At 65.3% G+C, this 14,133-nt stretch carries 12 protein-coding genes; 7 read left to right on the top strand and 5 right to left on the bottom strand.

Annotation, left to right across the window (positions count from 1 at the left end; genetic code table 11):
• Positions 1–239: 239 nt before the first annotated feature.
• A complete protein-coding gene (locus tag ACQR03_RS00645; RefSeq protein WP_315714895.1) occupies positions 240–734 on the bottom strand; it encodes a hypothetical protein in 495 nt (164 codons plus the stop codon).
• A 476-nt stretch (positions 735–1,210) separates the two neighbouring features.
• Between ACQR03_RS00645 and ACQR03_RS00650 the strand changes: the two genes are divergently transcribed.
• The 5 genes from ACQR03_RS00650 to ACQR03_RS00670 all read left to right on the top strand — a co-directional run bounded on the left by ACQR03_RS00650 (position 1,211) and on the right by ACQR03_RS00670 (position 5,742).
• A complete protein-coding gene (locus tag ACQR03_RS00650; protein ID WP_315714894.1) occupies positions 1,211–1,447 on the top strand; it encodes a hypothetical protein in 237 nt (78 codons plus the stop codon).
• A 222-nt stretch (positions 1,448–1,669) separates the two neighbouring features.
• Positions 1,670–2,548: a squalene synthase HpnC gene (gene hpnC / locus ACQR03_RS00655; RefSeq protein WP_315826343.1), complete on the top strand. Its 879-nt coding sequence runs from the start codon at positions 1,670–1,672 to the stop codon at positions 2,546–2,548.
• On the top strand, positions 2,545–3,384 hold the full coding sequence (gene hpnD / locus ACQR03_RS00660; protein WP_316170558.1) for a presqualene diphosphate synthase HpnD: 840 nt from the start codon (positions 2,545–2,547) through the stop codon (positions 3,382–3,384). The genes hpnC and hpnD overlap by 4 nt, the downstream gene beginning before the upstream one ends.
• Positions 3,384–4,634 (top strand): hydroxysqualene dehydroxylase HpnE, encoded by a 1,251-nt coding sequence (hpnE, locus tag ACQR03_RS00665; RefSeq protein WP_316203758.1) that lies wholly within the window; start codon positions 3,384–3,386, stop codon positions 4,632–4,634. The genes hpnD and hpnE overlap by 1 nt, the downstream gene beginning before the upstream one ends.
• A gap of 343 nt (positions 4,635–4,977) precedes the next feature.
• Positions 4,978–5,742, top strand: coding sequence for a phosphorylase (locus ACQR03_RS00670; protein ID WP_409977888.1), 765 nt, complete (start codon positions 4,978–4,980; stop codon positions 5,740–5,742).
• 108 nt (positions 5,743–5,850) lie between these two features.
• On the opposite strand, the gene hpnH is transcribed toward ACQR03_RS00670, so the two are convergent.
• Both hpnH and ispH read right to left on the bottom strand, forming a co-directional pair.
• Positions 5,851–6,999, bottom strand: a complete 1,149-nt coding sequence (gene hpnH, locus ACQR03_RS00675; RefSeq protein ID WP_315714889.1) for an adenosyl-hopene transferase HpnH — start codon at positions 6,997–6,999, stop codon at positions 5,851–5,853.
• Positions 7,000–7,033: 34 nt separating this feature from the next.
• Positions 7,034–7,960, bottom strand: coding sequence for a 4-hydroxy-3-methylbut-2-enyl diphosphate reductase (gene ispH / locus ACQR03_RS00680; protein ID WP_315714888.1), 927 nt, complete (start codon positions 7,958–7,960; stop codon positions 7,034–7,036).
• 486 nt (positions 7,961–8,446) lie between these two features.
• Here ispH and ACQR03_RS00685 point away from each other — a divergent pair, with 486 nt between their 5' ends.
• Complete coding sequence (locus ACQR03_RS00685; RefSeq protein ID WP_434841559.1) at positions 8,447–11,047, top strand: MMPL family transporter; 2,601 nt, start codon at positions 8,447–8,449, stop codon at positions 11,045–11,047.
• 62 nt (positions 11,048–11,109) lie between these two features.
• Here ACQR03_RS00685 and ACQR03_RS00690 read toward each other — a convergent pair whose 3' ends face one another.
• Entirely contained in the window at positions 11,110–11,736 is a 627-nt protein-coding gene (locus ACQR03_RS00690) for a DUF2147 domain-containing protein (protein ID WP_409998602.1), read from the bottom strand.
• Positions 11,737–11,837: 101 nt separating this feature from the next.
• On the opposite strand from ACQR03_RS00690, the gene hpnO reads away from it, so the two are divergent.
• Positions 11,838–13,229, top strand: a complete 1,392-nt coding sequence (hpnO, locus tag ACQR03_RS00695; protein ID WP_315714885.1) for an aminobacteriohopanetriol synthase HpnO — start codon at positions 11,838–11,840, stop codon at positions 13,227–13,229.
• Between the two features lie 110 nt (positions 13,230–13,339).
• Here hpnO and ACQR03_RS00700 read toward each other — a convergent pair whose 3' ends face one another.
• The gene (locus tag ACQR03_RS00700) at positions 13,340–14,131 is read right to left on the bottom strand and encodes an anti-sigma factor family protein (protein ID WP_316185211.1); all 792 of its coding nucleotides are present in this window, start codon (positions 14,129–14,131) and stop codon (positions 13,340–13,342) included.
• Positions 14,132–14,133: the final 2 nt, after the last annotated feature.

The following is a 14,133-nucleotide window of genomic DNA, read 5'->3' on the forward strand; positions in this document are numbered from 1 at the left end:
TGCGTAAACCAGGCCGTCATCACCCGTGAAAGCGGGTGATCCAGCACGCCGCGGCCTATCGGTTCAATCACGACAGCCTCCGGAAGACTGGGTCGCCCTCAAGCCGGGCGACGACAGCGGCGGGTCTCATTCGTATCCGAGGGCTGCGGAAGCACCGCAAAACAAAACGGCCCTGACATTGTCAGGGCCGTTTGCGCATTCGACTGCCCGTGAGCGCGCGACACGCTCCGGTCCAAGGATCAGGTCTTCGACATCGTGATGTTGACGCCGCGGATCTCGCCCTTGGAGGAGATCTGCACGACCTGCTTGTTGCCGCTGGTCCTCAGGGTGATGCTGGCGGCGAAGCCGGCGGCCTGCACGAACACGTCGATCTGGCCGTTGCCGGCGGTGCCCTGCAATTCGCCGTTCACGTTGCGGCTGGATTCGCTCCAGTTGCCGGAGATGCGGTCGCCCTGGCTGGTGACGTCACTGGACAGGAGGAACTTGTAGCTGTCGCTGGCGCATTGCAGGCTCTGCTTCAGATTGGCGCCGGCCACCTTGTAGCTGGCCTTGCAGCGGATGCGCTCGGTGGTGCCGTCCGACAGCGCGACCGTGCCGTTGCCCGACCACGAGCCGTCGAAGCCGGCGAACGGGCCCGACTGAGCCTGAACTGCGGTCGCCGCCACGAACAGTGCCGCTCCGAGACCGGCGGCCTTGATGACGTGCCCCGAGAAAGATGAGCCGAACAGTTTCATATCGAGTTTCCCATCCAAAATGACACCGCTGTGTCGGCGTATGCCGCCGCTTCGAACACTTGGTGTTCTCGCCGAAGGTTAGGTTCAAATGACGGCCGGTCGGGCGCTGCGACCGGATGCCATGATGCCCGCCGACGCCGTGCGACCGGTCGGCGCCGAATGGTCGTCCTCGCAAGACGGCTGCACGCAAGCCGCCTCGACGGCGCTGCATCTAACGGTCCGCGCGGCATGCTTGCAACAGCCAAATGCGAAAAACGTGTTCCGAGAATAACGCCCTAGTATCAACGCCTTGTTTGTGCCAAAGCTGTGATCTCCGAGCTTGATCCGCTCGGGATCATAGGGCGCAAATTTGGCCGCATTTGGCAGCGTACCTCCGGCGCTGGGGGGCTTGCGGTCCTTGCCAAACCAAACAGGTGTTTCCCGGGCAGCATCGGCGATCCGGGAGGTCTCCTCTGCTGTCAAAATGAAGGAACACGATGCGTAAGATTTTCCTGGCACTTTCCCTGCTGTCGTCGGTGTCCGTTTCCACCGGTGCGTTTGCGCAAGGCCGCGGCGGCACGCCCGAAGAGCAGGCGGCCTGCACGCGTGACGTTCAGAAGTTCTGCCGTGCCGTCATCGATCAGGGTGACTTCACCATTCTGGCGTGCCTCAAGGAGAACCGGCCCAAGATCAGCCCGGCCTGCGACCAGGTGCTGAAGACCCACAACCAGTAAGCGGTTGCCGTTCGGAACGGTTGTTTCCGAACTCCCTTGGTTAACGACCGCCGGCCCGCCCCTCGGGGGAGGCCGGCGGTTCGGTCCTATGGGCTGCCCGACATCGATTGCATTGGTTTTGGCGGGATCTTCGCCTATATGGGGCGAGCAATCCGTTCGCATGAGCGAAGCGGCGGGCATTGTTTTCGGTAGCGCCCTTTCAACCTGATAGCTGTTTCGTCCATGACCACCGCGAGCGATTTGCGATCCGGCAAGACACACCGGGACGAGAACTTTCCGGTGGCGTCGTGGATCATCCGTCCCGAGCACCGGGGGCTGATCCTCGCCTTCTACAATTTCGTGCGCACCGCCGACGACATCGCCGACCATCCGAGCCTGCCGGGCGACGAGAAGCTGCGGCTGCTCGATCTGCTCGAAGCCGAGCTGACCGGGACTGGCGAAACCCAGGACGTCGCCGTCAGCCTGCGCCGGGCGCTCGCCGAGCGCGGCATGCCGCCTCGGCACGCGCTCGATCTGCTGGTTGCCTTCCGGATGGACGTGACCAAGCTGCGCTACGAGAACTGGGACGAGGTCATCCACTACTGCCGCTACTCGGCGATGCCGGTCGGCCGCTTCATGCTCGACGTGCACGGCGAGTCCACCGCGACCTGGCCGGCCTCGGACGCGATCTGTGCGGGCCTGCAGATCAACAACCACTTGCAGGACTGCGGCAAGGACTACAAGGCGCTCAACCGCGTGTATCTGCCGCGCGATGCGCTGGCGGAAGCCGGCGCGACCGTCGAGATGCTCGGCGAGGCCAAGTCGCCGCCGCCTCTGCTGGCCTGCCTGCAGAAGCTCGCGGTGCGCAACGCGGCGCTGCTCGATGAGGGCAGGGACCTCAACAGCGGCGTCAAGGATTTCCGCTTCGGACTGGAGATCGCCGTGATCCAGGCTTTCGCCGACCGCATCGTGGCGTTGCTGAAGGTGCGCGATCCGCTGAGCGAGCGCGTGCACCTGTCGCCCGTCGGCATGCTCGGCCTCACCTTCACGTCGGTCATGGGCGAGATCGGCCGCCGCGTGGCCGGGCGTCATCCCGTCACCAAATCGGCAGCCGGCGCATGACCCTCGAGGCAACCGCAGACAATATCGATCACGGCACGGCAGCCTCCGGCAGCTCGTTCTATGCCGCCATGCGCATCCTGCCGCGCGCCCAGCGCGACGCGATGTTCCAAGTCTACAGCTTCTGCCGCGAGGTCGACGACATCGCCGATTCCGACGGCCCGCGGCCCGAGCGGCTGGCGGCGCTGCAGAAATGGCGCGACGACATCGACGCGCTGTACCAGGGCAACCCGCCGCCGCGGCTGCGCGACTATGTCAGCTCGGTGAAGACCTTCGGGCTGAAGCGCGAGGACTTCCTCGCCATCATCGACGGCATGGAGATGGACGTGCCGCAGGAGATCCGCGCGCCGGATCTCGCGACGCTCGACCTTTATTGCGACCGCGTGGCGAGCGCGGTCGGCCGCCTCTCGGTGCGCATCTTCGGCATGCCCGAGGAGGACGGCATCCTGCTCGCGCACCATCTCGGCCGCGCGCTGCAGCTCACCAACATCCTGCGCGACATCGACGAGGATGCCGGCATCGGCCGGCTCTATCTGCCGCGCGAGGCGCTGCTGTTCGCCGGCATCACCGGCGACGATCCGGTCAAGGTCACGCAGGAGCGCGCGCTGCCCAAGGTCTGCAACTCGGTTGCGGTCAGGGCCAAGACGCATTTCGAGAAGGCCGACGAGATCATGCGGCGAAATCGCCGGCGCGCCGTGCGGGCGCCGCGGATCATGTCAAAATATTATCGTGCCGTGTTCGACCTCTTGCTCGAACGAGGCTTCGCGCTGCCGCGCGAGCCTGTCCGCGTGAGCAAGCTCACGAAGATCGGCATCATCCTTCGTTACGCAATCATCTGATGCACAAGACAGCTCACATCATCGGCGCCGGCGTGTCCGGCCTTTCCGCCGGCGTGCGGCTCGCCAATGCGGGCTACATCGTCCATGTCCACGAGGCGACGCAGCAGCTCGGCGGCCGCTGCCGGTCCTATTACGACGCCGCGACCGACCTGGTGATCGACAACGGCAACCATCTGCTGCTGTCGGCCAATCATCACGTGTTGGCCTATGCCCGCGCGATCGGCTCGGAGGCGGGGCTCGTGGGGCCGGCGAAGGCAGAGTTCGCCTTCGTCGACATCCGGAGCGGCCAGCGCTGGCTGCTCGATCTCGGCAACGGCCGGCTGCCGCTGTGGGTGTTCGACGAGGGCCGCCGCGTGCCGGATACCAAGCTAGGCGACTATCTCGCGCTGTCGCCGCTGATCTGGGCCGGTACGTCCAGGACGATCGGCAGCACGATCCCCTGCAAGGGTACGCTGTATGACCGTCTGGTGCAGCCGCTGCTGCTTGCGGCGCTCAACTGCGATCCGCCGGAGGGGTCGGCGGGGCTGGCCGGCGCCATCGTTCGCGAGACCTTGCTCGCCGGCGGCCAGGCCTGCCGGCCGTTGATCGCGCGCGACGGCCTGTCGGGCGTGCTGATCGATCCGGCCGTGAAATTCCTGGAAGGCAAGGGCGGCAGCGTGCGGATCGGCCGCGAGCTGCGCGGCCTCGACGATGGGGGCGGTCGCGTCACCGGGCTCAGGTTCGGCGGCGATGAAACCGTCGCGCTCGGTCCTTCCGATGTCGTGGTGCTCGCCGTGCCGCCGCGGCCGGCGATGGCCCTGCTGCCGGGGCTCACGGGGCCGACGAAATATCGTGCCATCGTCAATGCCCATTTCCGCATCACGCCGCCGCGCGATGCACCAGCTCTGCTCGGGGTGGTCGGCGGCCTGGTCGAGTGGCTGTTCGCCTTCCCGCAACGGCTCTCGGTCACCATCAGCAATGGCGATCGCCTCGTCGACATGCCGCGCGAGGAGCTCGCCGCCGCGATCTGGGCCGACGTCTGCAAGGCCGCCGGGATCACGGCGGAGCTGCCGCCGTGGCAGATCGTGCGCGAGCGTCGCGCCACCTTCGAGGCGACGCCCGAGCAGAACGCGCTCCGACCGGGAGCGAAGACGGCGTTCGGCAATCTCGCTCTGGCGGGGGACTGGACCGATACCGGCCTGCCGGCAACCATCGAAGGCTCGGTGCGCTCCGGCGACCGCGCTGCGAATCTCCTGCTCGGGCACGGTTGACCCGCGCAGGGGCGGCCGAATCTGCCCGCGCCGTCATGCCGCCTGCCGTGAGTCTCACATTTTCGTGGCGTGGTTCTTGCTTAAAGTTCCACGCCCGGTGGCACCGGCGCAATCTGTTCCAGGACGGAACAGGGATCGGCGGGGCCAAATGGCAACACCGGGCAAAAAACGCATCAGGTGCCGGTGCAGTGCGGCGCAAACGGGGTTTCCTCGCGGATTTTTTCTGCGTAATCCTCGGTTTGTTAAGGCCTTTCCGCTCTGGCGCCGCCGTGGCTGAGGCTTTGGAACAAGAGACGGAGACGTCGGATCACGCGACGTCCGAGAAGGTGTCAGGGGTCGGATTGTGAAGTTGGGGATGGGGGACGACACGTCCGCGGATCGCCCGATTGATTCGCGGCCGGTCTTGGTCGTGACGGGCTTGGTGCAGGAGGCCCGGATTGCTGCCGGGCCCGGCATGATGGTGATCTGCAGCTCGAGCGACCCCAGGCAGTTGCGCTCGCTGCTCACCGTGTTCGATCCGACCTCGATCCGCGGCGTCGTCAGCTTCGGCGTGGCCGGCGGTCTCGATCCGAGCCTCAAGGCCGGCGACATCGTCGTCGCCACCGAAGTGACCGCCGGCGATGCCCGCTGGCTGTCGGGCCTGTCGCTGCGCGAGGAGCACATCGCCCGCGCCGCCCTGAAGAAGCGCCGCGTTGTGCGCGGCGTGCTCGCCGGGGCCGAAGAGGTGGTGGTGGCCCAGGCCCGCAAGGCGGCGCTGCGCATGAAGACCGGTGCGGCCGCGGTCGACATGGAGAGCCACATCGCCGCCGCCTATGCCGCCGAGTACGGGCTGCCGTTCGCGGCGCTGCGGGTGATCTCCGATCCCGCCCATCGCACCCTCCCGTCGCTTGCCAAGGACGCCATCAAGCCAAACGGCGACATCGACCTGCCGATGATCCTGCGCGGCGTCGCCCGCAATCCGGCCGTACTGCGCGGCCTGGTGTCGACGGGCATCGAGTTCAATCGCGCCCTGCGCTCGCTGCGCGGCGCGCGCGACCTGCTGCTGAGCGGCATGCTGGCGGCTGAGCATTTCCTCGAGACCGAGACGCTGGCCGCTGCCGAGGCGTGAGCCGTTTGCTCATCGCCGAGCGTAGCGTCCATCCCGATCCACAGATCAGTTCAATGAAAAAGGCCGCCGATCACTCGGCGGCCTTTTGATTGATCAGAGCCGTGAAGATCAGGCGGCCGTCGAGGCCTTCTGCTGCGCCTCGATCGCCTCGTCGTGACGGATCTCGGAGAGGCGCTTCTGCACCTCCGACGAGAACACGTACTGCGCCGGGCGCTGCTTGGAGAGATCGATCTCCGGTGCCATCGGACCCTCGGTCTTGATGCCGCGCAGCGACACGAACATCGCCTTGATCGGGTTGGTCAGCGCCGCATTGGCGGCGGTGGCCTCGTAACCGCAATGCGCCATGCAGTCGGCACACTTCTCGTACTTGCCGGTGCCGTAGGAGTCCCAGTCGGTGGTCTCCATCAGCTCCTTGAAGGTCTTGGTGTAGCCTTCGCCGAGCAGATAGCAGGGCTTCTGCCAGCCGAAGATGTTGCGCGCAGGCATGCCCCAGGGGGTGCACTCGAACTCCTGGTTGCCGGCCAGGAAGTCGAGGAACAGACCGGAATGCATGAAATTCCACTTCTTGCCCTTGCCGAGCTTGAAGACGTCGCGGAACAGCTGCTTGGTCTTGGTGCGGTTGAGGAAGTGCTCCTGGTCCGGCGCGCGCTCATAGGCATAGCCGGGCGACATGGTCACGCCGACGCCGAGCTCGGTCGTGAAGTCCAGGAACTTGGCGATCTCCTCGGCGGGATGGCCGTCGAACACCGTGGCGTTGACGTTGACGGTGAAGCCGCGCGCCTTGGCGGCCTTGATCGCGGAGACGGCGCGGTCGAACACGCCCTTCTGCGACACCGCCTTGTCGTGATGCTCGCGCAGGCCGTCGAGGTGCACCGAGAAGAACAAATACGGCGACGGCTCGAACAGGTCGAGCTTCTTCTCCAGCAGCAGCGCGTTGGTGCAGAGCGAGACGAACTTCTTGCGGGCGACCAGGCCGCGCACGATCTCGCCGATCTCCTTGTGGATCAGCGGCTCGCCGCCGGGGATCGCGACCATCGGCGCGCCGCACTCGTCGGCCGCGTCCCAGCACTCCTGCGCGCTCATGCGGCGGTTGAGGATCGCGTCGGGATAGTCGATCTTGCCGCAGCCGGCGCACGCCAGGTTGCAGCGGAACAGCGGCTCCAGCATCAGCACGAGCGGATAGCGTTTCCGGCCGAGAAGCTTCTGCTTCATCAGATAGGCCCCGATACGCAGTTCCTTATGGAAGGGGATTGCCATTACGTCTCTTCTTTCTGGACCAAACGAGGACCGATCAGCCCGCGACCAATTCGGCCGGCAGGCGGAATTCGATGTTTTCTTCCCGCCCCGGGACCACCGCGACCTCGACCGGTCCGATGCGCCGCAGGGCTTCGATGACGTCGTCGACGAGAACTTCGGGAGCCGAGGCGCCGGCGGTGATGCCGACGGCCTTGGCATCCTTCAGCCAAACCGGATCGAGCTCGCTGCCATCAGCGATCAGATAGCTTGCGACGCCGGCCTCGGTGCCGATCTCGCGCAGTCTGTTCGAGTTGGAGCTGTTGGCGGCGCCCACCACCAGGATGACGTCCACCAGCTTGCTTAAGTCCCTTACCGCAGATTGCCGGTTCTGTGTCGCATAGCAGATATCCCGGATATCGGGACCTTGAAGGTCTGTAAAGCGGGCTTGGAGGGCTAAAATGATGTCTCTTGTGTCGTCCACGCTGAGCGTAGTCTGGGTAATATAGGCCAGCGGGGTATCGACCGGCAGGGGCAGGGTGGCCACATCGGCCACGTTCTGCACCAGGTGGACCGGGCCGGGAACCTGGCCCATGGTTCCCTCGACTTCCGGGTGGCCCGCATGGCCGATAAGTACCAGGGTACGGCCTTTGGACATGTAGCGCTTGCCCTGGTTGTGGACCTTCGTCACCAGCGGGCAGGTGGCATTGAGCACCGGCAGCCCGCGGGCGGCCGCTTCCTCCTCCACCGTCCGGGCGACGCCGTGGGCGCTGAACACGGTGACGGCGCGCGGGGGGACCTCGGAGAGGTCCTCGACGAAGATGGCGCCCTTGGCCTTCAGGCTCTCGACCACGTGCTTGTTGTGGACGATCTCATGACGCACATAGACCGGCGGGCCATACTTCTCCAGCGCGCGCTCCACGATCTCGATCGCACGCACGACTCCAGCACAAAAACCGCGCGGCTGCGCGAGATACACCTGCATTGGACGTCCAGCCACGTTGCCTCACTTTCGACCTGGCACCTCCGTGCGTGCGACAGGGTTGCAATAATCGCACCAGCGAATGCCCAATGGCCCGCCACACGGATGGAAACGCAGGACTTTGTGTCAAAAATCGAGCGAAGAAGAAAGCCGGTCTGCAAGTGGCTCGCATGTGACACGTCGCACACAGCTCGCGACAGGTCGCCGGTAATTTAGTAATTATAAATTAGATCAATTAATTGAGTTGGTTATGCTCTCACTCGTTCGTCACTTTACCGCCGAGAACAGCCGCTATATCAGCCGCCCCGACGGTTCCGTGCATCGTTCGACCTGATCCGCCGTCGACGGACCACCCTCGTCTTCAAGGTTGGGCCAGGCCGGGTCGGGGCGCCGCTCAGGATGTGTGCGTCCGGGGCTCGCCCTGATCGGGGAACTCCGCCATGAAGCGGACGTTTCCGCCCAGCTCTCTAAACATTAGAAAGTCACGAAGTGCTGACCACGTTTGTCGTCTCGATCGTCAAGGCCTGCACCCGGTTTGCCTGGCCGACATTGATTGCGGCCCTGCTGCTTTCCGTAGGCGCGGGCTTCTATACGGCGCGTCATTTCTCGATCAATACCGACATCAACAAGCTGATTTCGCCCGAGCTCGACTGGCGCAAGCGCGACCAGCAATATGAGCAGGCGTTCGATCGCGATCGGATGATCCTGGCGGTGGTCGAAGCGGCGACGCCCGAGATGACAGGTGTGGCGGCCGATGCGCTCGCCAAGAAGCTCAAGGGCGACACCGCGAACTTCTCATCGGTCGAGCTGCTCGGCGGCGGCGAGTTCTTCGCCAGGAACGGCCTGCTGTTCCTGCCGACCGAGGAGGTCAAGCAGCTCACGGACCAGTTCGCGGCGGCAGCGCCGCTCGTCGAGATCATGGCCGGGGACCCGTCGATCCGCGGCCTGACCGGTGCGCTGGAGACCGGCCTTGCCGGTGTCAAGCGCGGCCAGGTCAAGCTCGACAATGCCGCACGGCCGTTCGACTACATCTCCCAGACGGTGGAGACCGTGCTCGACAAGGGCGATGCGACCTTTTCCTGGCGCCAGCTGATCTCCGACAAGCCGCTCGAAGACAGCGACAAGCGCGCCTTCATCCAGTTCAAGCCGATCCTCGACTACCAGGCCCTGGAGCCCGGCAAGGCCGCCACCGATGCGATCCGGCAGGCCGCGGCCGAGCTCGATTTCCCCAACCGCTTTCACGCGCGCGTGCGGCTGACCGGTCCGGTGCCGATCGCCAACGAGGAATACGCCACCGTGCAGGAGGGCGCCGTCGTCAACGGCATCGGCACCGTGGTCGTCGTGCTGATCATCCTGTGGCTGGCGCTGCATTCGGCCAAGATCATCTCGGCCGTGTTCATCAACCTGTTCATCGGCCTCGCCCTCACCACGGCCGTCGGCCTGATGATGGTCGGCTCGCTCAATCTGCTGTCGGTTGCGTTCGCCGTGCTGTTCATCGGCCTGGGCGTCGATTTCGGCATCCAGTTCAGCGTGCGCTACCGCTCCGAGCGATTCAAGAACGACAATCTGCCGGAGGCGCTGGCGGAAGCCGCGCGCCGCTCCGCGGTGCCGCTGTCGCTCGCGGCGATGGCGACGGCTGCCGGCTTCCTGTGCTTCCTGCCGACCGACTACAAGGGCATCTCCGAGCTCGGCGCCATCGCCGGCGCCGGCATGATCATCGCGTTCCTGTCGTCGATCACGGTGCTGCCGGCGCTGCTGAGGATTCTCAATCCGCCTGGCGAGAAGGAGCCGGTCGGCTATGCCTTCCTGGCGCCGGTCGATCATTTCCTGGAGAAGCACCGGGTGCCGATCATCGTCGGCACGCTCGGCCTGGTCGTCGCCGGCCTGCCGCTGCTCTACTACATGAAGTTCGACTTCAACCCGATGAACCTGCGCAATCCGCGCGCCGAGTCGATCGCGACCTATCTCGACCTGCGAAAGGATCCGAACACGGGCGCCAACGCGATCGACGTGCTGACGCGCTCCGAGACCGAGGCCAAGGCGATCGAGGCCAAGCTCGGGAAGCTCCCCGAGGTGGCGCGCGTGATGTCGCTCGACAGCTTCGTCCCCGAGGACCAGCCGGCCAAGCTGAAGCTGATCGCGCAGGGCGCGAAGGTGTTGGGGCCTGCGCTCAATCCGGATCAGGTCGATGCGGCGCCGAGCGACAAGGAGAATGTCGACGCCCTGAACTCGACCGTCGACAATCTCCGGCGCACCGCGGGCGAGAGCAATGGGCCGGGCGCGGTCGCGGCGCGGCGGCTCGCAGATGCGCTTGCCAGGCTCGCGGGCGCGAGCGAGGCGGTTCGCAACAAGGCACAGGCGGTGTTCGTCGAGCCGTGGAAGATCACGCTGACGCAGCTCAGCGCCACCCTGCAGGCGCAGCCGGTCAGCCTCGCGAACCTGCCGCCGGAACTGGTGTCGCAGTGGAAGAGCAAGGACGGACTGATTCGGGTCGAGGCGCAGCCCAAGGGCGATCCGAACGACAACGACAATCTCAGGCGATTCGCCAACGCCGTCCTGACGGCCGAGCCCAACGCGATCGGCGGGCCGGTCTCGATCCTGAAGTCCGGTGACACGATCGTGAAGGCGTTCATCCACGCCGGCATCTACTCGCTGGTCGTGATCAGCCTGCTGCTGTGGGTGACCTTGAAGCGCTTCACCGACGTGCTGATGACGATCGTGCCGCTGCTGGTCGCAGGCGCCGTGACGTTGGAGATCTGCGTGCTGATCAAGCTGCCGCTGAACTTCGCGAACATCGTCGCCCTGCCGCTACTGCTAGGCATTGGCGTCGCGTTCAAGATCTACTACGTGGTGGCGTGGCGCGGCGGCCGCACCAATTTGCTCCAGACCAGCCTGACCCGGGCGATCTTCTTCAGCGCACTGACGACGGCGACCGCATTCGGCAGCCTCTGGCTGTCGAGCCATCCCGGCACGTCCAGCATGGGCAAGCTGCTGGCGCTGTCGCTGGTCACCACGCTCGCCGCCGTGCTGCTGTTCCAGCCGGCCCTGATGGGCAAGCCTCGCGAGATCAAGGAGCAAGAGAGCTCTTGATCACCGAATAGAAAAAGCGGCCGATCTCTCGGCCGCTTTTTTGTTCGGGTGACGGACGCCAACTAGCGGGCGCGCGCAATATCGGGCAGCAGGCAGATATCGCCGACCTGGTCGGCGGGCTTGTGTCCCGGCTTGGCCGATGCGGTTGCGCCACTGCCGACGCCGGTCGTCGTCCTGGCCGCTGGGGCAGGGGCCGGCGCGATTGGTTTCTGTGTACCTTTGGCCATGCTGTTCACGGGGCTCGACGGGATCGGCGGAGCAACCCGCGTCCAGGTCTCGCCGCCGCACAGGAAGCCGAGCACGCAGCCCTTGATCTCCAGGTGATCGGGGTCGACCGGCGTGATGGTGGAGCTGTAGAGCTGCCCATCCTTGGCGTTGTAGACTTGGCCTTCCCACGCGTCTGCGCCGGGCTTCTTCTTCATGTCGATCAGGATCGGCATGCCGAGCGTCGGCCGGCTCTGGCGGGCCGGATCGGGGTTGTTGCTGTCGCGTCCGCCCGGGGTCTTCTCCCAGGCCACGACGCCCCACATGCTGCCATTACATTGTGCGACTCGGATGTTAGCGACGCCGTCGGCGACCCGCCAGTCGCCGGTGGGGTCGGCCGCGAGCGCGGAAGAAATTCCTGCTGCGAACACGACTGCGGAGTATGCTAGTGTCGTCGACATGAGATATCTAAGGCGATGCAACATTGGCAGAAACCCGTGCTTGCTTTGATGGTGCGAATGAGGGCAAAACGCCGCATTGCGCGTTTTCAGTTGACGTCACGTCCATCAACCGAAGTATGTAGCCGATGCTAAAACCCAATCTAGACGTTTCCGAGATGTTTGTGGAGCGCCAAGCGCAGCGCAGCACGATGCACTCTCGGCATCTGAACGAGCAGCTTGTCCGCGTTCTAAAGACGATTGGATATGATGTTGGGTTCCAGAAGGGACAAGGGCAATATCTCTACGATCGTGATGGCGCCCGTTATCTTGACCTGCTCAGCGGTTTTGGCGTCTTTGCAATCGGCCGCAATCATCCGACGCTGCGCGCCGCGCTGAAAAGCGTCCTCGACACCGATCTGCCGAATCTCGTTCAGCTCGACGTCTCGACCTTGGCGGGCGTTCTTGCCGAGCGGCTGCTGGAATATGTCCCGTATCTGGACAAGGTGTTCTTCGCCAATTCCGGCGCCGAGACGGTGGAAGCCGCGATCAAATTCGCGCGTGGCGCGACCGGCCGGCCCGGCATCGTCTATTGCGGGCACTCCTATCACGGTCTCACCTACGGCGCGCTGTCGCTGACCGATGATTCGAACTTCCGCAACGGCTTCGAGCCGCTGCTGCCGGGCTGCACGGCGATCCCCTTCAACGATCTCGCCGCGCTCGAGCAGGCGCTGTCGTCGCGCGAGATCGCAGCGTTCATCGTCGAGCCGATCCAGGGCAAGGGCGTCAACATGCCCTCCGACGAGTTCCTGCCCGGCGCCGCGGCGCTCTGCAAGAAATACGGCACCATCTTCATCGCCGACGAGATCCAGACCGGCATGGGCCGCACCGGCCGGTTCCTTGCGGTGGAACATTGGAACGTCGAACCCGACATGGTGCTGCTGTCGAAGGCGCTGTCCGGCGGCCATGTCCCGGTCGGCGCGCTGCTGACGCGCAAGCAGATCTTCGACAAGATCTTCAACCGCATGGACCGCGCCGTGGTGCACGGCTCGACCTTCGCCAAGAACGACCTCGCGATGGCCGCCGGCATTGCCACGCTCGAGGTGATGAAGGCCGAGAAGCTGGTGGAGGCCGCAGCCAAGCGCGGCGCCGAGCTGCGGCTGGCGCTGACGCGGATGGTGCCGGGCTACGAGCTGCTCAAGGAAGTGCGCGGCAAGGGACTGATGATCGGCGTCGAGTTCGGTCCGCCGAAATCGCTGCGCCTCAAGGCGTCGTGGACCATGCTGGAGAGCGCCAACAAGGGCCTGTTCTGCCAGCTCATCACGGTGCCGCTGTTCAAGGATCACAAGATCCTGACCCAGGTCGCCGGCCACGGCTTGCATACGATCAAGCTGCTGCCGCCGCTGACCATCACCGAAGAGGACTGCGCCTGGATCGAGCGCGCCTTCGACGACGTCATCGCGCAGAGCCACAAGGTCCCCGGCGCGATCTGGTCGCTCGGCAAAACCCTGGTCGACAACGCGATCCGCAAGTCCGCGTGATGTTCGCATCGGGTGGGCAAAGGCGCGTGGCGCCGTGCCCACCGTTTCAGTTCGTCTCCGGACAGACCGTGGGCACGCTTCGCTCGCAATGACTGAAGCGCAAGAGCGCGTCACCCCTCCTTGTTCGCACCCATCGCGCGCTCGAACCGCTCGCCGAACTCGTTGAGTTCGTCGGCGCCGATATCGCTGACCGCCCAATAGCTCAGGCCGCGGTCGCGCCAAGAGCGGATGTTGAAGCCCTGGATCGTGTCCATCCGTGCGGCGCGGCGCTCGGTGGACGAGGTCTGCGCCACGAACAGGTTGATGATGTGCTGGCGGCGGCGATAGACCACCGCGCCGATCGCGCGTGCGTCGACGTAATCGAGCCGCCCGCCGATGAGGGTGAAGCCCTGCGCGGTCAGATCGATCACCGGCGGCGCGACGTCGAGCTTGCCGTTGAACCAGGGCTTGACGGTGTGCTGGTCGGTCGAGATGACGTCGGTGAGGTGGCCGGCCTGTAGCGAGCGCAGATGCGCCGAGACGATCTCGGCCTCGATCCGCTGCTGGTCGTCATTGCGCAGCACGATGGCGACGAGGCCGGTGGCGGCCAGCGCCGACACCGCCGAGCCCAGGGCGAAGCCTCGCAGCAGCGTGCGGCGGCTCGGCGGCACGGCAGCGAGCGGGATGATGGAGGCCGCATCGGCCGGCGGCAGGGCGGCTTCGATGCGCTGGCGCAAGGCAGGGGACGCCCTGTAGCCGAGGTCGGTGCCGGCGAGCATCTGCTTCATCTGCCTGACCGCGGCAAGCTCCGCGGCGCAGCGCGGGCAGGTCGCAACATGGGCTTCGACCTCACGAGCGTGGCCGGCATCGAGCTCGCCATCGGCCAGCGCGTGGATCAGGATCTCGGCTTCATCGCAGGTCATGG

The organism is Bradyrhizobium sp. HKCCYLS3070 (assembly GCF_051167575.1).
In the GTDB taxonomy this organism is placed as follows: Bacteria; Pseudomonadota; Alphaproteobacteria; order Rhizobiales; family Xanthobacteraceae; genus Bradyrhizobium.

Coding starts and splice junctions, on each gene's coding strand:
- ACQR03_RS00645 (WP_315714895.1), bottom strand. CDS start 734: ATGAAACTGTTCGGCTCATCTTTCTCGGGGCACGTCATCAAGGCCGCC.
- ispH (WP_315714888.1), bottom strand. CDS start 7,960: ATGCAGGTGTATCTCGCGCAGCCGCGCGGTTTTTGTGCTGGAGTCGTG.
- hpnE (WP_316203758.1), top strand. CDS start 3,384: ATGCACAAGACAGCTCACATCATCGGCGCCGGCGTGTCCGGCCTTTCC.
- ACQR03_RS00700 (WP_316185211.1), bottom strand. CDS start 14,131: ATGACCTGCGATGAAGCCGAGATCCTGATCCACGCGCTGGCCGATGGC.
- ACQR03_RS00690 (WP_409998602.1), bottom strand. CDS start 11,736: ATGTTGCATCGCCTTAGATATCTCATGTCGACGACACTAGCATACTCC.
- hpnC (WP_315826343.1), top strand. CDS start 1,670: ATGACCACCGCGAGCGATTTGCGATCCGGCAAGACACACCGGGACGAG.
- hpnH (WP_315714889.1), bottom strand. CDS start 6,999: ATGGCAATCCCCTTCCATAAGGAACTGCGTATCGGGGCCTATCTGATG.
- hpnO (WP_315714885.1), top strand. CDS start 11,838: ATGCTAAAACCCAATCTAGACGTTTCCGAGATGTTTGTGGAGCGCCAA.
- hpnD (WP_316170558.1), top strand. CDS start 2,545: ATGACCCTCGAGGCAACCGCAGACAATATCGATCACGGCACGGCAGCC.
- ACQR03_RS00650 (WP_315714894.1), top strand. CDS start 1,211: ATGCGTAAGATTTTCCTGGCACTTTCCCTGCTGTCGTCGGTGTCCGTT.